We start from the raw sequence: 17,914 nt of genomic DNA, 5'->3' as shown, positions 1-17,914 counted from the left end.
GGCGCCCGCCCGCCCGGCGTGCCCCCCAGCGCCCGCCCGACCTGATCGACCACCGCAGCCGCCGAAGGCGCGCGCTGCGCCAAAGCCGGGGCCGACAGCCAGTCGATCAGCCCCTTCAGGGGTTCCGGCACGCCCAGCGTGTCCAGCGGCTGGCCCTTCCTGCGGATCATCTCGCCCGGGGTCATGCCGGCGAAAGGCACCTGCCCCTTCCAGGCCGCCAGCAGAAGCGCGCCCAGCGCGTAAAGATCGCTGCGCGGCTCGGCCCGCCCCTCCATCTGCTCGGGCGCGGCATATTCGTATTTCCCGGCGAAATCATTGCCGACGATGGTGCGCGCCCCTGCCCCGGTGTCCTTGGCGATGCCGAAGTCGATGATCGTGGCCTGTTCCGGGCTGCCGCCTTTCAGGATCACATTGTCGGGCGACAGGTCGCGATGCACGATCCCATGGCCATGCGCCGCCACCAGCCCCTCGGCCACCCGATGCGCGACGATCATCAACTCGCGCGGCTCCATCCGCCGCTGCAGCATCACATCGGCCATCGAGGGCCCGTCGATGAAATCCATCACCAGGAAGACATGGCCCTGATCCGAGCGCGAGCATTCCGTGTAGCGCACCACCGCATCGTCGCGGATGTCGCGCATCTGCTCTTCGCGGCGCATCAGGGCGATATAGCCCTCTTGCCCGGAAAACTGCGCGTTCAGGGCCTTGATCGCGACCACCCGCCCCGAGATCAGGTTGCGCGCCCGGTAAACCTCGCCCGTGCCGCCACGGCCCAGGACGCCCTCGATCTCATAGGTGTTGTTCAGCACCTGGCCGGCGCGAAAAATGTCGCCGGGAAGCGGAGCAATCATCGCATCGAACCTCCGGGCAACCTGACCGTCGCCCTGTCTCAAATCTGTCGCGCCAAGGAATAATCTAGATTAGACTGAGTCTGCAGGATTTCTGCATTTATCTGCAAGCCCTCTTGATCTGACCCATTTTTGAAAGGCTTTAGCATGGCCCAGCGCGGTTCGCCCGAAACCGTCAAGCGCAAGGAACTTGTCGGAAAGCTGAACGAAACCTGCCTGCGCGCCTTTTCGGCCGCTGCGCAATCGGCCAAGGCGCGCGGCAACCCCTATGTGGAGCTGGCCCATTTCATCGAGGCGCTCAGCCGCACCGAACGCAGCGATTTCGACATTCTCTGCCAATCCGCCGGGGTCGATGGCGCCAGGCTGGAAGGCGACATCCAGCGCGCCCTGGACCGGCTGCCGCATGGGGCATCGGCGGTCGAGGAATTCTCGGACCACATCTTCCATGCGATCCGCGAGGCCTGGACCTTCGGCAAGGTCGAGAAGGATCAGGACAGGGTCCGCTCGGGCTTCGTGCTGCTGGCGGCGATGAAGACGCCGGTGCTGGAAGGGCTGCTTCTGAAGATCAGCCTGGAATTCGACAAGATCGACCCCGAGACGCTGGAACCGGCGCTGGACGGGCTGCTTGAGGCCTCGGTCGAAACCGATGCGCCGGCCGCGGCGGCAGACCCCGGCGCGCCGAAGCCTGCGGGCAAATCGGCGCTGGGGCAATATGCGACGAACCTGACCCAGCGCGCCAAGGATGGCAAGATCGACCCGGTGATCGGCCGCGACATGGAGATCCGCCAGATCATCGACATCCTGATGCGCCGCCGCCAGAACAACCCGATCCTCACGGGCGAGGCCGGGGTGGGCAAGACCGCCGTCGTCGAAGGCTTCGCGCTGCGGCTGGCGCGCGGCGATGTGCCGCCGCAATTGCAGGCGGTCGATCTGTGGATGCTGGATATCGGGCTGATGCAGGCCGGCGCCTCGGTGAAGGGCGAGTTCGAAAAGCGGCTGAAGGCGGTGATCGACGAGGTGCAGGGCAGCCCCAAGCCCATCATCCTGTTCATCGACGAGGCGCATACGCTGATCGGCGCCGGCGGGGCTGCGGGCACGGGCGATGCCGCGAACCTGTTGAAACCGGCGCTGGCGCGGGGCGAATTGCGCACCGTCGCGGCGACGACCTGGGCCGAATACAAGGAACATATCGAAAAGGATCCCGCCCTGACCCGCCGCTTTCAGGTGGTGAAGGTCGAGGAGCCCGGCGAAGATGCCGCGATCCGCATGCTGCGCGGCATTGCCGGGGTGTTGGAGAAGCACCACAAGGTCGAAATCCTTGACGAGGCGATCCAGGCCGCCGTCCGCCTGTCGCATCGCTACATCCCGGCGCGGCAATTGCCCGACAAGGCGATCAGCCTCTTGGACACGGTTTGCGCCCGGGTCGCGGTGTCGCAACATGCGACGCCCGCCGAGGTCGAAGACATCGAACGCCGCCTGCAATCGCTGGAGGTCGAGGCCGCGATCATCGCCCGCGAAGGCGCCGTCGGCATCGACGTGGCCGAGCGTCAGGAAGATGTGTCCGCCGCTCTGGCCGCGGCCCAGGCCGAGCTTGACGCCGCCAATGCCCGCTGGGAGCAGGAAAAGGCCCTGGTCGACGAGGTGCTGGACCTGCGCGCCAGGCTGCGGGCCGAAGGGCTGGCCGTGGACGACACCGCCGATGAATTGCCCGAACCCGAGGCAGGGCCCGAGGCGGGCGGAGCCGAAGGCGAGGCAACCGACGAGGCGCCGCCGGCAAGAATGACCGCCGACGACCGCGCAGCCACCTTGGAAACCCTGAAAGCCAAAAGCGCCGAACTGGCCAGGCTGCAGGGCGAACGCCCGCTGATCCTGCCCTCGGTCGATCGCATCGCCGTGGGCGGCGTGGTGCAGGACTGGACCGGCATTCCGGCGGGCCGGATGCTGGCAAGTCAGGCCGAACAGGCGCTGCAGCTGGCCGGCATCCTGGCGCAGCGCGTCGTGGGCCAGGACCATGCGATGCAGATGATCGCCAACCGCATCCAGACCAGCCTTGCCGGCCTTGGCGCGCCGGAAAAGCCGGTGGGCGTCTTCATGCTGGCCGGCCCCTCGGGCGTGGGCAAGACCGAAACCGCGCTGGCTTTGGCCGAAACCCTGTTCGGGGGCGAACAGAACCTGATCTCCATCAACATGTCGGAATTTCAGGAAGCCCATACCGTCAGCACCCTGAAAGGCGCGCCGCCCGGCTATGTGGGTTACGGCAAGGGCGGCATCCTGACCGAGGCCGTCCGCCGCCGCCCCTATTCGGTCGTCCTCTTGGACGAGGTGGAAAAGGCCCATCCGGACGTCCATGAAATCTTTTTTCAGGTCTTCGACAAGGGGATGATGGATGACAGCGAAGGCCGCCGGATCGACTTCAAGAACTGCCTGATCCTTTTGACCACCAATGTGGGCAGCGAAGAGATCATGGCGATGACCGATGACGGCCGCGGCACGGCGGATCTGGAAGACCTGACCGGCTCCTTGCGCGCGCCGATGCTGAAGACCTTCCCCGCCGCACTGCTGGGCCGGATCGTCACCATCCCCTATTACCCGCTGTCCGATGCGATGATCGAGGCGATCGCCGGCCACAAGCTGCGCGGCATCGCGCGGCGGCTGGAAGGCGGGCATGACGCGGAACTGGTGATCGGCGAGGGGGTGATGGACCAGATCAAGGCGCGCTGCACCGAGCTGGACTCGGGCGGGCGGATGATCGACGCGATCCTCACGAACACGCTTCTGCCCGAACTGTCGCGCCAGGTCCTGAACCGCAAGCTGGAAGGCACGCCGCTGACACGGGTCACGGTCACCGGCACGGCCGACGGTTTCGCCTACGCCTTCGAATAGGCCCCGCCATGCGCATCCTGTCGCAGACGCGCTTTCCCGCCCAGTCGACCATGGGCATGGACGCCTCGGGGCGCGAATTCCTCTCGCTGGTGATCAAGGGCACCTGGGATTTCCCCGATGCACCCGGGGCCGCGTCCAAACGGGCACGCGCTCAGCGGCCCCTGATCCTGGCCGACGAATATGCCGGCGCGCCGGGCTTTTCGCCGCCGCTTTGGGAAACCGATTTCGCCTTTCGCAAGGCGCGCTGCGACGTGGTGGCCCAGGGCGCCGCCTATGCGCCCGGCGGCCAGCCGGTGGAACGGGTGCGCGTGGGGCTGCGGGTGGGCGACTGGGTCAAGCAATTCGACGTGGTGGGCCCGCGGCAATGGCGCACGCTGGGCCCTTCGATCACCGCGACCCGGCCCTATCCCTTCACAAGGCTTGCCTTTGGCTATGACACGGCCTTCGGCGGCCCCGACCGGGCGCGGGCCGGGGACGAGGCGCCGCCGGTCTATGCCGACAATCCCTTTGGCTTGGGCTTTTCCACCATCCGCGCCGGGGCAAGGCTGGACGGGCTGGACCTGCCGCTGACCGAGGCGCCCGACGATCCCGTCACCTCGCCCTTCGGCGCGCATCGGCCCATGGCGCTGGGCCCCCTGCCGCGCATCGCCCCGGCGCGGATCCGGCTGGCCGGCACTTATGACGACAATTGGAAGGACAAGATCTTTCCCTTCCTGCCGCCCGATTTCGATGAACGCTATTACCAATGCGCGCCCGAGGATCAGCAGATCGCCCCCCCCGCCCCCGGCACGCCGGTGGTGATCCTGGGCATGACCCCCCAGGGGCGCGAGGAATTTCGCCTGCCCGACACGCGCCTGCCCGTCCGGCTGTTTCGTGGCCGCGAAATCGCGCTCGACACCGTGCTTCTGCCCGACACCCTGGCCTTCGACTGCGAGGCGCGGCAGTTCACCCTGGCCTGGCGCTGCGAATGCCGGATCCGCCGCACCATCCCGGAATTCACCGAGGCCTGGGTCGGCCCGCCCTCACGCGGGCTGCGGCGCGCGCATGAGGCCGGCAAAGACTATCTTGCGCTGCCGCCCCTGGCCCGGGATCGCGCCGCATGAGCCGCCCGCTGCATATCGCCGCCGCCGGCATGGTCACCTGCGTGGGGCTGGACGCCGCCGGCTCTTGCGCGGCGATGCGGGCGCGGCTGGACGGTTTCGCCGAGACCCGTTTCATGGGGCCCGATGGCAGTTGGCTGATCGGCGGGGCGGTGCCTTTGCCGCGCAACTGGATCGGGCTCAAGCGCCAGGCGCATCTGGCCGCCGGCGCCCTGGCCGATATCGAGCGCGCCCGGCCCGGCACGCTGGCCGCGACGCCGCTGATCCTGTGCCTGGCGGAAGAGACCCGACCCGGCCGCCCGGTGCCGCAGCCCGAGGCGCTGCTGCGCCATCTGGCCGAGATCCTGTCCCTGCCCGCGCCGCCAAGGGCCGAGATCGTCAGCCATGGGCGCCCTTCGGGCTTCGTGGCGCTGGACCGCGCGCGCCGGAAGATCGCTGAGGGGGCCGAGGCGGTGCTGATCCTGGGGCTGGACAGCTATCTGACCGCGCAATCGGTCAGCCATTACCTGGGCCAGGCGCGGCTTCTGGGCCCGGGCAACGCGAATGGCTTCATCCCGGGCGAGGCGGCGGCGGCGATCCTGTGTACGGCAGCCCCTGGGCCCTTGCGGCTGACGGGATTGGGCCTCGCGCGCGAGGAGGCCTATCTTTACAATGGCCAGGATGCCGATGGCCATGACCTGCCCCTGCGCGGCGACGGAATGGTGCGCGCCTTCGAGCTGGCGCTGGCCGAGGCCGGCATGGAGATGGGCCATGTCGAATACCGGCTGTCGGATCTGGCGGGCGAGAAGTATTTCTTCCAGCAATCCACCTTGGCCGCCCAGCGCCTGACCCGCAACCGCACGGAAATGCAGGATATCTGGTGCCCGGCCGAAAGCCTGGGCAATGTCGGCGCGGCGGTGGTGCCGGTGATGCTGGGCCGGGCGCTGACCGCGCGGCTGCGCGGCTACGCGCCCGGCAGCCCCGTGATGATCGAGGCCTCGGGCGATGACGGCGCCTGTGGCGCGGCCGTGCTGCATGAGTTGCGACATGGCGGGCGGGGGGCGGGCTGATGGGCGGCAAGGTCTTTGCCAATGGCTTGGAAATCTCGGGCAAGGCGGTGCAGGCCCAGACCATCGCGGCCTTCCCCGATGTCTGTTTCACCCCGCCGCAAACCCCGGCCACGCCGCCCGGCGTGCCGATCCCCTACCCGTCCTTTGGCATGGCCGCCGATACCGAGAACGGCACCGGAACGGTGAAGATCTCGGGCAAGGAGGTGAACATCAAGAACAAGTCGGACGAGACCAAGACCTCGGGCACCGAAGCGGGCTGCGCGCCGAAGAAGGGTGTTGTCACCTCGAAGAACACCGGCAAGAAATATTTCAACATGTGGTCGCCCGACGTGAAGTTCGAAGGCGAGCCGGTGATCCGCTTTTCCGACATCGCGACGCATAACCACGCCTCGCCCCCCGGCAACGCGCCGCCCTTCCCGGAAATGGCCGGGCTGGCGGTGGGTGGGATTTCCTGCGCCAAGATCCTGGCCGATGTGGGGATGAAGGTGCATGCCTATCGCCATGCCGATGAGGAATGCGAGCCGAAGTCAAAGAAGAACGGCAAGCCCAATCCCAAGTATCAGCAATCCGACCACATCCTTCAGAACGCCTGTTTCGTGAACACCCGGACCGCGCCCGAGGGCATCGAGACGTGCAAGGACTATTACTTCAAGGACGCGCCCTGCGTCTGTCTTGAGGATGCGACATCGCCCACCACCGAACACGGCCGCAAGACGCAGGCCCAGAACGACTGGACCAATGCCCAGAACGCGAAGGTGCCTCCGGCAAATCCGACCTATGAAGAGGTGCGCGAGGCCAATCTGGACGCGATGAAGAAGGCCAAGCCGGAACTGGCCGACACCGGCACGGGCAAGAAGAAGAAAGAGCACCCCGCCATCACCTGCCTGCGCATGGTCTGCGACGCGTTCTATCTTCCGAAGATGGACAAGAAAAGCGGCGAGGACACGCAATGCCGCAGGCCGCGCAGCGGCGCCTTCAAACGCAAGCGGAGCGATTCCAAGCCGCCCAAGGTGAAGACCAAGAAGATGCGCCTCAAATAGCGCCGCCAGACCAAAGTCCCGATCACGCCGCGCCCTGTCGCGACGGGCGATAGCACAAGGAGGCGAGACCCCCATGAACCAGACCGCCGAAGGCCCGCCGGAAGACGACGAAGAGGACGAGGATCGGTCGCAATCGGTCGCCGCGATCCTTGCCGGCAGCGATGGATCGCTGCTCGTCGATCTTGTCACGACCGATTACGAGTATTTCGAATCGCATCTCTTGCCGATCACCGACATCGATGACGAGGGCGACCCGGATGATGACGGCGAGCCGCCCTTCTATCACTGCGAAAACTGGCTGACCGGGCTGTGCCGCAGCCCGTCCGGCTTTGTCTTCGCCTGCGACGCGGATGGCAATGTCCATCACAACGCCGCCGGCCGCTGGGTCCAAGAGCCGGTCACGCCCGGTCAGGGGCTGCGGGTGATCCGGGCCCTGCCCGACGGCACGATCCTGACGGCGGGAACCGCGGGAACCGTGCATCTGCGCGGCGCTGCGGGCTGGGCCTCACTGGGAGACTCCTTCGGCCAATGGATCACCGGGATGGATGGCAGCTCGGCCGAGGATTTCGCGATCTGCGGCGATGGCGGCCTGCTGGCGCTGCGCCGCGGCGCGCGGTGGGAAAGGCCCGAGCTTCCGACCGATGGCACGCTGAATGCCGTCCTGGCGCTGCAAGGCAGCTACCTGGTCGGCGGTGCCGGTGGGGTGCTGTTCCGCGGCGCCGGCGATGTCTGGCTGGACCAAAGCGGCGAGATCGGAATTCACGGCCTTGCCCGCCAGGGAAACACGGTCTGGGCGGCCTGCGGCACCGAAGGCGCCGCGACGATCGCGGCCGACGGGCGCGTCGAGATCGTCAATGACAACTTTGCCGCCTATGCGCTGGACGCGGCCGGAAAGTTCGTCGCCTTCGCGGGCAATGATATGGCGGTCCGCTTCGACGGCGCAGACTGGCTTGGCCGAGGCTACGCCTGATCCGCCCCCGGCGGCAGGGTTTCCGCCAGATAGGCGCGCACCCTGGGCAGGTCGAGCGTCGCGATCCGCATCGCCTCGGCCCCGGGCTGCAGCATGCGGATCACGAACAACTCGCCCGGCTCGGGATACTCGGCAAAGCGCGCCTCAGCCATGGCAAGGCCCGCCGCCCCCGCGATGCGCAGCCCGTCGAGATGCGCCTCCAGCCGCTCGACCACCCGGGCGATGCGCAATTCATCCATTTCGGGGTTTTCGTCGGGAAACAGCCGGGCGCGGTCATAGATCACCCACAGAAAGGCCGCCTGTTCGGCATGCTGGCGCAGGATATGCGCCAGCTGCGGCACGGCGGGTTCGGGCGCTGCGACAGGTGGGGCGGCTTCCATGTCAGTTCAGGTTGATCGAGCCGCCGCGAATGCGGTTCGACCGCGCGGCATGGCTGACCAGATCGGTGCCCCGGATGGTGATCTGGCCATCGGCCTCCATCACGATGCTGGCGCGGCCGACGCGCAACTCGATCCGCTCTTGCGCGACCAGCCGCAGCATCTGGCCATCGGCCACGACCAGCGGCGCCTGCGCCGCCGTCCGCGCGGGCTCGACGATCCGGCCCAGGATCAGCGGCCGGTCGCGCGCGCCATCCTCGAACAGCAGCGCCACTTCCGACCCCGCCTCATCGGCCGAAAGCCGGCACAGGCTGCGGGCGGGGATCGCGTGATCCTTTTCGTTTCCGGGGAAGACGACCAGCGGCCGGCTGTCCTGAAAGCCCAGGAACAGGCCGATCACCACGCCGTCGACAGTCTGGCGGTCACCAATCATCGCATGAAATCCTGATATCAATGCCCTCAGCATAGCGCGGCCGCGCCCGCGGCGCGACAGATTCTGCACCCCTTCCGCGTCAAGTCGCGCCTTCCTTGCCCGCCCGCCTGCGCGCGAGACGCTTGAATTCGCGGCCCGCGCGCCTATGCTGCCGGAAATTCTGCATAAAGGTCGTTCCGTGCTGCTTCAGTCCCGTCTTCTGCCGCTTGTCGCCAGCCTGCTGATCGCGACCCCGGCCCTGGCCGCCCCCTGCTCCAGCACCGGCGGCGATTATGAAAGCTGGAAGCCCGTCATGGCCAAGGAAGCCCGCGCCGAGGGCGTGGGCGAGAAGGGCATCGCCGCGCTGATGGGGTCCAGCTATTCCAAGGCCACGATCGGCGCCGACCGCAACCAGAAAAGCTTCAAATACACGCTGGAGAAATTCCTGCAGGTCCGCGGCGCCGATACGATCGTGTCGCAGGGCCGGGCCCGCAAGAAGAAGAACCCCGATTTCTACGCCGCGCTGGAAAAGAAATACGGCGTGCCGGCCGGGGTCTTGATCGCGATCCATGGCATGGAGACGGCCTTCGGCGGCTTCATGGGCGACACGAACGTGGTCTCGGCCATCGCGACGCTGACCTATGACTGCCGCCGGTCCGAGTATTTCCGCCCGCATCTGATCGCCGCGCTGAAGCTGGTCGATCACGGCTCGATCAGCGCGAAGACCGTGGGCGCGAAACATGGCGAACTGGGCCATACCCAGTTCCTGCCCGGCAATGCGCTGGCCTATGGCGTCGATGGCAATGGCGATGGCGTCGTCGATCTGAGCAATGTCACCGATGCCATGGCCTCGACCGCGAATTACCTGCGCCAGAAGGGCTGGCAGCCGGGCCTGGGCTATCAGGAGGGCGAGCCGAATTTCGCCGTGATCAAGGAATGGAACGCGGCGACGGTCTATCAGCAGGCGATCGCGCTGATGGGCAAGCGGATCGACGGTTAGGCGGGCGGCCAAAACTCTTCGAAGAGTTTTGCAAATTCCTTCCAAGGAATTTGCCCCCTCCCGCAGGAGCGCCGCATGACCGCCCCGATCGACCTGGTGATCTTCGACTGCGACGGCGTGCTGATCGACAGCGAGATGATCTCGGCCCGGATGCTGGTCGCGGCGCTGGCCGAGCGCGGGGTGCAGATCGACCTGGCCTATGTGGCGCGGCATTTCCTGGGCCGCAGCTATCCCACGGTGATGGCGACGATCCGGCGCGATTTCGGGCTGGATCTGCCGCCGGCCTTCGAGGACGACTATCGCGAGCGGCTGCTGGAAGGGTTCCGGCGCGACTTGCAGGTGATGCCGGGCGTGGCGGCGGTGATCGACCGGCTGGGCCCGGCCTTCTGCGTCGCCACCTCGTCCTCGCCGCGGCGGGCGGAATTGTCGCTGGTCCTGACCGGGCTTTGGCCGCGGGTGCAGGGCCGGCTGTTCACCGCGTCCGAAGTGGCGCGCGGCAAGCCCGCGCCCGATCTGTTCCTGCATGCCGCGGCCCGGATGGGCGCCGATCCCGCCCGCTGCCTGGTGATCGAGGACAGCCTGACAGGCTTGCGCGCGGGCCTGGCCGCGGGCATGCAGGTCTGGCGCTTTCTGGGCGGCAGCCATCTGGGCCCCGCCACCGAAGCCGAGCCCGAAGATGCCCGACCACACAAGCGCTTTGCATCCTTCGGCGAATTCTTCCAGATTGCGCCGGAATTGATGAGGCCAGGATGACCCCCCGCCCCGACCCCGAACCCTCGCCGCAGGACGATGCCGCCCGCGCCGGCTGGCTGTACTATCTGGGCGGGCTGACCCAGGATCAGATCGCGGCCGAACTGGGCATTTCGCGCCAGCGCGCGCAGCGCCTGGTCAGCCGTGCCATGGCCGAGGGGCTGATCCATGTCCGGCTGAACCACCGGATCGGCGCCTGCCTGGATCTGGAAACCGCGCTGACCGACCGCTTCGGCCTGACCCGCGCCCGGGTCGTGCCGGGCCTGGGCCCGGGCGCCGATCCGGTCCGCGCCGTGGCCCCCGCGGCTGCGGCGGAACTGGAGCGCTTTCTGCGCATGACCGATCCCCTGACCATCGCGCTGGGCACCGGGCGGGCGCTGCGCGGCATGGTCGATGCGCTGGACCCGGTCGAGGCGCCGCAGCACCGGCTGGTCAGCCTGATCGGCAATATCGCCCCCGACGGCTCGGCCTCGTTCTTCGATGTGGTGATGCGGCTGGCCGACAAGGTTCTGGCGCCGCATTACCCGATGCCCGTGCCGGTGATCAGCCCCACCGCCGAAGAGCGCGCGGCCTTCCACGCCCTGCCCCCGGTGCGCCGAGTGGCCGATCTGGCTGCCACCGCCGATGTCGTGGTGGTGGGGGTGGGCCAGATGTCCGACGATGCGCCGCTGTTAAAGGACGGTTTCGTCAGCCGGGCCGAACTGACCGAGATGCAAGCCGCCGGCGCCACCGGCGAAGTGGCCGGCTGGGTCTTCGATGCCGAGGGCAATTACCTGGATTTCGGCACCAACCGCCGCACCGGCGGGGTGCGCGTCGCCCCGGGCCTGCCGCGCCCCTCCCTGGGCATCGCTGCAGGCGCATCCAAGGCGCCCGCGATCTTTGGCGCGCTGAAATCCCGTATCATCAACAGCTTGGTGACGGACGAGCCCACGGCTCGTGCCCTTCTGGCCCGGTCCTGACCGCTGCAGCTGCGGCGGAAGTCAGGGCTTGACGACTCACGCTTTCGTGTGAGCATTTACTCAGTTAGCGATGAATTGCTCATACGCTATCAGGGAGGAAACTGATGACCATTTCGCTGCGCGCGCTTCTGGGCGCGACGGCTTTGTGCGCCCTGTCGGGGGCGGCGCTGGCCGAGACGACGATCACCGTGGCCACCGTGAACAACGGCGACATGATCCGCATGCAGGGCCTGATGGACGACTTCTATGCCAAGCATCCCGACATCAAGGTCGAGTGGGTGACGCTGGAAGAGAACGTCCTGCGCCAGAATGTGACCAATGACATCGCCACCGGCGGCGGCCAGTATGACGTGATGACGATCGGCACCTATGAGGTTCCGATCTGGGGCAAGCAGGGCTGGCTGGTCAGCCTGAACGACCTGCCCGCCAGCTATGATGTCGATGACCTGCTGCCGGCGATCCGCGGCGGCTTGACGGTCGACGGCAACCTGATGGCCGCGCCCTTCTATGGCGAATCCTCGATGGTCATGTACCGCACCGACCTGATGGAAGCCGCGGGTCTGACCATGCCCGACGCGCCGACCTGGGCCGAGATCGAGAAGGCGGCCGCCGCCATGACCGACAAGTCCAAGGACCAATACGGCATCTGCCTGCGCGGCAAGGCCGGCTGGGGCGAGAACATGGCCTTCCTGACCGCCATGTCGAACTCGTTCGGCGCGCGCTGGTTCGACGAGACCTGGCATCCGCAATTCGACCAGCCGGAATGGAAGGCCACGCTCGACACCTATCTGCATCTGATGAACGAATACGGCCCCCCCGGCGCCTCGAACAACGGCTTCAACGAGAATCTGACCCTGTTCCAGCAAGGCAAATGCGGCATGTGGATCGACGCCACCGTCGCTGCAAGCTTCGTGACCGGCAAGGACTCGACCGTGGCCGACAAGGTGGGCTTCGCGCTGGCGCCCGACAATGGGCTTGGCAAGCGCGGCAATTGGCTTTGGGCCTGGTCGCTGGCGATCCCGACCTCCAGCCAGAAGCAGGACGCGGCCAAGACCTTCATCGACTGGGCGACGAACAAGGATTACCTCGCGCTGGTCGCCGCGAAGGAAGGCTGGGCCAATGTGCCGCCGGGCACCCGGACCTCGCTGTATGAGAACCCGGAATACCAGAAAGTGCCCTTCGCCAAGATGACGCTCGACTCGATCAACGCGGCCGATCCGACCGCGCCGACGGTCAAGCCCGTGCCCTATGTCGGCGTGCAATTCGTGGCGATCCCCGAGTTTTCGGGCATGGGCACCACGGTGGGCGAATTCTTCTCGGCCGCGCTGGCCGGGCAGATCAGCGCCGATGACGCGCTGGCCAAGGCCCAGACCGCCGTCACCGACGAGATGACCGCCGCGGGCTACATCCAGTAACGGCATCCTTCCACCTTGGGGCCGGCTTCGGCCGGCCCTCTTTTTCCCCCACCCGTTTCCCGTCCCCCGCCCCGTTCGCGGACGCCGATCCGCATCCCCGTGGAAGCCCCGGAGAGAACGATGTCCACCCATTCGACCCGCCTTGCCGGCCGCCTGATGGTGGCGCCCTCGGTCGCCGTCCTGTTCCTGTGGATGATCGTGCCGCTGGCCATGACCTTCTACTTCTCGTTCCGGCTGTATCGGCTTTTGTCGCCCGACCGGACCGGCTGGGTCGGCTTCACCAATTACAAATGGTTCCTGAACGCGCCCGATTTCTGGCTGGCCATCGCCAATACGCTGGCGCTGGTGCTGGGGGTTCTGCTGATCACCGTGGTTCTGGGCGTGTTGGTGGCGCTGCTGCTGGACCAGCCGGTCAAGGGCCAGGGCCCGCTGCGCATCCTGGTGATCGCGCCCTTCTTCGTGATGCCGCCGGTTGCGGCCTCGATCTGGGAGAACCTGTTCATGCATCCGCAGAACGGGCTCCTGGCCGCCGCCGCGCGGGGCCTCGGCTATGATCCGATCCTGTATCTGGAGCAATATCCCATGTCCTCGGTGATCTTCATCACCGCCTGGGAATGGCTGCCCTTCGCGACGCTGATCCTGCTGACCGCGATGCAATCCCTGTCCTCGGAACAGCTGGAAGCGGCCGAGATGGACGGCGCCGGCGCCTTCGCGCGCTTCCAGTATATCGTGCTGCCGCATCTGACCCGCGCGATCACCGTGGTGATCCTGATCGAGACGATCTTCCTTCTGGGCATCTTCGGCGAGATCTTCACCACCACCCAGGGCGGGCCCGGATCGGCTTCGACCACCCTGCCCTACATGATCTACAAACAGGCGCTGGTCTCGAAAGACATTGGCCGCGCCGCGGCCGGCGGGATCATCGCCGTCATCCTTGCGAATATCGTGGCCTTCTTCCTGATGCGCGGCATCGGCAAGAACCTGGACGCCTGAGGTAGACCCATGGCCCGTGCCGTCACCCCCACCCACCGCCTGATCGCCACCACCGCCGCCTGGACGGTCGCGCTGGTCATCTTCTTCCCTGTCCTGTGGATGATCCTGACCAGCTTCAAGACCGAGCCCTCGGCCGTCGCCTCGCCGCCGCAGCTGTTTTCGGCCGATTGGACGACCGAGAATTACGTCGAGGTCTGGTCGCGGTCGGACTATCCGCGCTTCTTCTGGAATTCGGTCGTCATCTCGCTGGGCTCCACGCTTCTGGGCCTGGCCATCGCCATTCCGGCCGCCTGGTCGATGGCCTTCGTGCCCGGCAAGCGCACCAAGGATCTGCTGATGTGGATGCTGTCGACGAAGATGATGCCGGCCGTGGGCGTGCTGATCCCGATGTATCTGCTGTTCCAAAGGCTGGGGCTTTACGACACCAAACTGGGCCTTGTGCTGGCGCTGATGCTGATCAACCTGCCGATCATCGTCTGGATGCTGTACACCTATTTCAAGGAAATTCCGGGCGAGATCCTGGAAGCCGCGCGGATGGACGGCGCCAGCCTGTGGAACGAGGTTCTCTATGTGCTGACGCCGATGGCGGTGCCGGGCATTGCCTCGACGCTTCTCTTGAACGTCATCCTCGCCTGGAACGAGGCGTTCTGGACCATCACGCTGACCACGACCAAGGCCGCGCCCCTGTCGGCCTTCATCGCCAGTTTCTCGGCGCCGCAGGGGCTGTTCTACGCGAAATTGTCGGCGGCCTCGACCATGGCCATCGCCCCGATCCTGATCCTTGGCTGGTTCAGCCAGAAACAACTGGTCCGCGGCCTGACCTTCGGCGCGGTGAAGTGAGGTTCCCATGGGAAAGATCCATCTGACCAAAGTGCGCAAGGCCTTCGGCGAGGTCGAGGTGATCCCCGGCATCGACCTGGACATCGAGCATGGCGAATTCGTCGTCTTCGTCGGGCCCTCGGGCTGCGGGAAATCCACCCTGCTGCGGCTGATCGCGGGGCTGGAAGATACCACCAGCGGCACGATCGAGATCGACGGCCGTGATGCCACCAACCTGCCACCCTCGAAGCGCGGCCTGGCGATGGTGTTCCAAAGCTATGCGCTTTACCCGCATATGACGGTGCGCAAGAACATCGCCTTCCCGCTGAAGATGGCCGGGCTGTCGGCCGAGGAGCAGGCGAAGAAGGTCGATCACGCGGCCCGCATCCTGAACCTGTCCAGCTATCTGGACCGCCGGCCCGGGCAATTGTCGGGCGGCCAGCGCCAGCGCGTCGCCATCGGCCGGGCCATCGTGCGCGAACCCGCGGCCTTCCTGTTCGATGAGCCGCTGTCGAACCTGGATGCCGCGTTGCGGGTGACGATGCGGCAGGAAATCTCTGAACTGCACCGCCAGCTTGCCACCACGATGATCTATGTGACCCATGACCAGGTCGAGGCGATGACCATGGCCGACAAGATCGTCGTGCTGCATGCGGGGCGCATCGAACAGGTCGGCGCGCCGCTGGATCTGTACAACCATCCCCGCAACCTGTTCGTCGCGGGCTTCATCGGCAGCCCGAAGATGAACTTCATCACCGGGCCCGAGGCGGCCAAGCACGGCGCGCATACGATCGGCGTGCGGCCCGAACATATCACCGTGGGCGACGGGCCGTGGCAGGGCGTGGTCGGGCTGTCGGAACATCTGGGCTCGGACAGTTTCATCAAGGTCGAGGTGCCCGATCTGGGCACGATCAATGTCCGTGCGCCGGGCGAATTGGGCATCCATCACGGCCAGACCGTGCGGCTGGCGCCCGCCGGCAAGATCCACCGTTTCGACGACAAGGGGCTCGCGCTGGCATGAGACTGGCTGGAAAGACCGCGCTGATCACCGGCGCCGCCCGCGGCATTGGGCTGGAATTCGCCTGCGCCTATATCGCCGAGGGCGCGCGCGTGGCGCTGGCCGATGTGAACGCCTCGGCCCTGCAGGCCGCCGCCGAAGCTTTGGGGCCGCAGGCCCTGCCGCTGGTGATGGATGTCACCCGGCAGGACAGCATCGACGCAGGGTTTGCGCGGGCCGTGCAGGCGATGGGGCGGCTGGATATTCTGGTGAACAACGCGGCCCTGTTTTCCGCCGCCCCCTTGGCCGAGATCACCCGCGCCGATTACGAGCGGCTGTTTGCCGTCAATGTCGCGGGCACGCTGTTCTGCATGCAGGCCGCAGCGCGGGTGATGATCCCGCAAGGCGCGGGCACGATCATCAACATGGCCAGCCAGGCCGGCCGGCGCGGCGAGGGCCTGGTCGCGGTCTATTGCGCAACCAAGGCCGCGGTGATCAGCCTGACCCAATCGGCCGGGCTGAACCTGATCGCCCATGGCATCAACGTCAACGCCATCGCGCCGGGCGTGGTCGATGGCGACCATTGGGACGGGGTCGATGCCTTCTTCGCGAAATACGAAGGCAAGCCCTTGGGCCAGAAGAAGCAGGAAGTGGGCGCGGCCGTACCCTTCGGCCGCATGGGCACCGCCGCCGATCTGACCGGCATGGCGATCTTCCTGGCCACCGATGAAGCGAAATACATCGTCGCCCAATGCTTCGGCGTGGACGGCGGCAACTGGATGGCCTGACCATGGACGCGACGCACCCTGCCCCCTCTCTTCCCGCCTATGACCGCAAGGCTCTGACCCCCGGCATCGTCCATATCGGGCTGGGGAATTTCCACCGCGCGCATATGGCCGTCTATCTGGACGACCTGTTCGCCCTGGGCCTGTCACAGGACTGGGCGATCCTTGGCGCCGGCGTCCGCGCCCCCGATGCCGCCATGCGCGCGGCGCTGAAGGCGCAGGATTGCCTGTCGACGGTGATCGAGCTGGACCCGCGTGGCAAGACCGCCCGGCGGATCGGCGCGATGGTCGATTTCCTGCCGGTCGAGCCTGACAATGCCGCGCTGATCGCCGCCATGGCGCGCCCCGAGATCCGCATCGTCAGCCTGACCGTCACCGAGGGCGGCTATTTCATCAACCCCGCGACCCAGGCCTTCGACCCGAAAGCGCCCGAGATTCAGGCCGATGCCGCGGCCCCCGACCGGCCGGGCACCGCCTTTGGCGCGATCCTTGCCGCGCTGCGCGCCCGCCGCGCCGCCGGCCTTGCGCCCTTCACCGTGATGTCCTGCGACAACCTGCCCGGCAATGGCCATGTCACCCGAGCCGCCGTCACCGGCCTGGCGCGGCTGACCGATCCCGGCTTTGCCGACTGGATCGACGCGCATGTGGCCTTCCCCAATGGCATGGTCGACCGGATCACCCCCGCGACCGGCCCGCGCGAACGCGCGATGGCGGCGCAATTCGGCCTGGCCGACGATCCGGTGCCCGTCACCTGCGAGCCGTTCCGGCAATGGGTTCTGGAAGATCATTTCCCCACCGGCCGCCCCGCGCTGGAACGGGTGGGCGTGACCTTCACCGATCAGGTCCATGCCTATGAGCTGATGAAGCTGCGGATCCTGAACGGCGGCCACGCCACCATCGCCTATCCCGGTGGGCTGATGGGGGTGGAATATGTGCATGAGGCCATGGCCCATCCGCTGATCCTGGGCCTGCTGAACAAGCTCGAGACCGAAGAGATCATTCCCTATGTGCCGCCGGTGCCCGATACCGACATTCCGGCCTATTACCGGCTGATCGTCGAGCGGTTTTCCAACCCCGAAGTCGCCGATACCGAGCGGCGGCTGTGCCTGGACGGGTCGAACCGGCAGCCCAAGTTCATCGTCCCCTCGATCCGCGATGCGCTGGCGGCGGCGGGCAGCGTGCAGGGGCTGGCGCTGGTGTCGGCGCTGTGGTGCCGCTATTGCGCCGGGCTGCAGGATGACGGCACGCCGATTGCACCCAATGATCCGAACTGGGATCTGCTGCAGCCCCTGGCCCAGGCGGCCCGGCAGCGGCCCGAGGCCTGGCTGGACGGGCTGGTCAGCGTCTATGGCGAGGTCGCGGGCGATGCGCGTTTCGCCCAGGCCTTTTCCGGCTGGCTGCGCCAGCTTTGGGCCGAGGGCACGGCGGCAACGCTGCGCCACTATCTGCAGGGCTGATCAGCGCGGCCGCGACGCCCCCAGGGCCGCGGCGCCGCCCGCCCCCGCGCACGGTTTGTA

Annotated in this window: 17 protein-coding genes; 14 read left to right on the top strand and 3 right to left on the bottom strand. The window is 66.9% G+C overall.

The genetic code is table 11. From position 1 onward, the window contains the following. The coding region (locus K1Y73_RS14005; RefSeq protein ID WP_225028927.1) for a serine/threonine-protein kinase at nucleotides 1-851 on the bottom strand (851 nt) is incomplete at its 3' end. 144 nt (nucleotides 852-995) lie between these two features. Here K1Y73_RS14005 and tssH point away from each other — a divergent pair. The 5 genes from tssH to K1Y73_RS13980 all read left to right on the top strand — a co-directional run bounded on the left by tssH (nucleotide 996) and on the right by K1Y73_RS13980 (nucleotide 7,890). Continuing rightward, nucleotides 996-3,731 carry a type VI secretion system ATPase TssH gene (gene tssH / locus K1Y73_RS14000; protein ID WP_225028926.1) on the top strand — a complete coding sequence of 912 codons (2,736 nt, stop codon included), beginning with the start codon at nucleotides 996-998 and terminating at the stop codon, nucleotides 3,729-3,731. Between the two features lie 8 nt (nucleotides 3,732-3,739). Next, nucleotides 3,740-4,834 (top strand): DUF2169 family type VI secretion system accessory protein, encoded by a 1,095-nt coding sequence (locus K1Y73_RS13995; protein WP_225028925.1) that lies wholly within the window; start codon nucleotides 3,740-3,742, stop codon nucleotides 4,832-4,834. Next, complete coding sequence (locus K1Y73_RS13990) at nucleotides 4,831-5,880, top strand: 3-oxoacyl-ACP synthase (protein WP_225028924.1); 1,050 nt, start codon at nucleotides 4,831-4,833, stop codon at nucleotides 5,878-5,880. The genes K1Y73_RS13995 and K1Y73_RS13990 overlap by 4 nt, the downstream gene beginning before the upstream one ends. After that, the gene (locus K1Y73_RS13985; RefSeq protein WP_225028923.1) at nucleotides 5,880-6,920 is read left to right on the top strand and encodes a DUF4150 domain-containing protein; all 1,041 of its coding nucleotides are present in this window, start codon (nucleotides 5,880-5,882) and stop codon (nucleotides 6,918-6,920) included. The genes K1Y73_RS13990 and K1Y73_RS13985 overlap by 1 nt, the downstream gene beginning before the upstream one ends. 73 nt (nucleotides 6,921-6,993) lie before the next feature. Then, entirely contained in the window at nucleotides 6,994-7,890 is an 897-nt protein-coding gene (locus K1Y73_RS13980; protein WP_225028922.1) for a hypothetical protein, read from the top strand. Here the strand turns inward: K1Y73_RS13980 and K1Y73_RS13975 are convergent. Beyond that, complete coding sequence (locus K1Y73_RS13975) at nucleotides 7,881-8,270, bottom strand: hypothetical protein (protein ID WP_225028921.1); 390 nt, start codon at nucleotides 8,268-8,270, stop codon at nucleotides 7,881-7,883. The genes K1Y73_RS13980 and K1Y73_RS13975 overlap by 10 nt on opposite strands. Nucleotide 8,271: 1 nt before the next feature. Next, the gene (locus K1Y73_RS13970) at nucleotides 8,272-8,700 is read right to left on the bottom strand and encodes a DUF6484 domain-containing protein (protein WP_225028920.1); all 429 of its coding nucleotides are present in this window, start codon (nucleotides 8,698-8,700) and stop codon (nucleotides 8,272-8,274) included. Nucleotides 8,701-8,845: 145 nt separating this feature from the next. On the opposite strand from K1Y73_RS13970, the gene K1Y73_RS13965 reads away from it, so the two are divergent. The 9 genes from K1Y73_RS13965 to K1Y73_RS13925 all read left to right on the top strand — a co-directional run bounded on the left by K1Y73_RS13965 (nucleotide 8,846) and on the right by K1Y73_RS13925 (nucleotide 17,854). Next, the gene (locus K1Y73_RS13965) at nucleotides 8,846-9,679 is read left to right on the top strand and encodes a lytic murein transglycosylase (protein ID WP_404819088.1); all 834 of its coding nucleotides are present in this window, start codon (nucleotides 8,846-8,848) and stop codon (nucleotides 9,677-9,679) included. Between the two features lie 75 nt (nucleotides 9,680-9,754). Then, nucleotides 9,755-10,432 (top strand): HAD family hydrolase, encoded by a 678-nt coding sequence (locus K1Y73_RS13960; RefSeq protein ID WP_225028919.1) that lies wholly within the window; start codon nucleotides 9,755-9,757, stop codon nucleotides 10,430-10,432. After that, complete coding sequence (locus K1Y73_RS13955) at nucleotides 10,429-11,388, top strand: sugar-binding transcriptional regulator (RefSeq protein WP_225028918.1); 960 nt, start codon at nucleotides 10,429-10,431, stop codon at nucleotides 11,386-11,388. The genes K1Y73_RS13960 and K1Y73_RS13955 overlap by 4 nt, the downstream gene beginning before the upstream one ends. 104 nt (nucleotides 11,389-11,492) lie before the next feature. Next, on the top strand, nucleotides 11,493-12,803 hold the full coding sequence (locus K1Y73_RS13950) for an ABC transporter substrate-binding protein (RefSeq protein ID WP_225028917.1): 1,311 nt from the start codon (nucleotides 11,493-11,495) through the stop codon (nucleotides 12,801-12,803). A 120-nt stretch (nucleotides 12,804-12,923) separates the two neighbouring features. Next, nucleotides 12,924-13,796, top strand: coding sequence for a carbohydrate ABC transporter permease (locus K1Y73_RS13945; RefSeq protein ID WP_225028916.1), 873 nt, complete (start codon nucleotides 12,924-12,926; stop codon nucleotides 13,794-13,796). A 9-nt stretch (nucleotides 13,797-13,805) separates the two neighbouring features. Continuing rightward, on the top strand, nucleotides 13,806-14,636 hold the full coding sequence (locus K1Y73_RS13940; RefSeq protein WP_225028915.1) for a carbohydrate ABC transporter permease: 831 nt from the start codon (nucleotides 13,806-13,808) through the stop codon (nucleotides 14,634-14,636). A gap of 7 nt (nucleotides 14,637-14,643) precedes the next feature. Beyond that, nucleotides 14,644-15,636 carry an ABC transporter ATP-binding protein gene (locus K1Y73_RS13935; protein ID WP_225028914.1) on the top strand — a complete coding sequence of 331 codons (993 nt, stop codon included), beginning with the start codon at nucleotides 14,644-14,646 and terminating at the stop codon, nucleotides 15,634-15,636. Continuing rightward, nucleotides 15,633-16,400, top strand: a complete 768-nt coding sequence (locus K1Y73_RS13930) for an L-iditol 2-dehydrogenase (protein ID WP_225028913.1) — start codon at nucleotides 15,633-15,635, stop codon at nucleotides 16,398-16,400. The genes K1Y73_RS13935 and K1Y73_RS13930 overlap by 4 nt, the downstream gene beginning before the upstream one ends. Nucleotides 16,401-16,402: 2 nt before the next feature. Beyond that, the gene (locus tag K1Y73_RS13925; protein ID WP_225028912.1) at nucleotides 16,403-17,854 is read left to right on the top strand and encodes a mannitol dehydrogenase family protein; all 1,452 of its coding nucleotides are present in this window, start codon (nucleotides 16,403-16,405) and stop codon (nucleotides 17,852-17,854) included. The last annotated feature ends 60 nt before the right edge of the window (nucleotides 17,855-17,914 follow it).

The organism is Xinfangfangia pollutisoli, assembly GCF_020179405.1.
Taxonomy (GTDB): Bacteria; Pseudomonadota; Alphaproteobacteria; order Rhodobacterales; family Rhodobacteraceae; genus Pseudogemmobacter; species Pseudogemmobacter pollutisoli.
The sequence above is the reverse complement of the archived record's forward strand: the minus strand, read 5'-3'. Positions and strand labels throughout refer to the sequence as shown.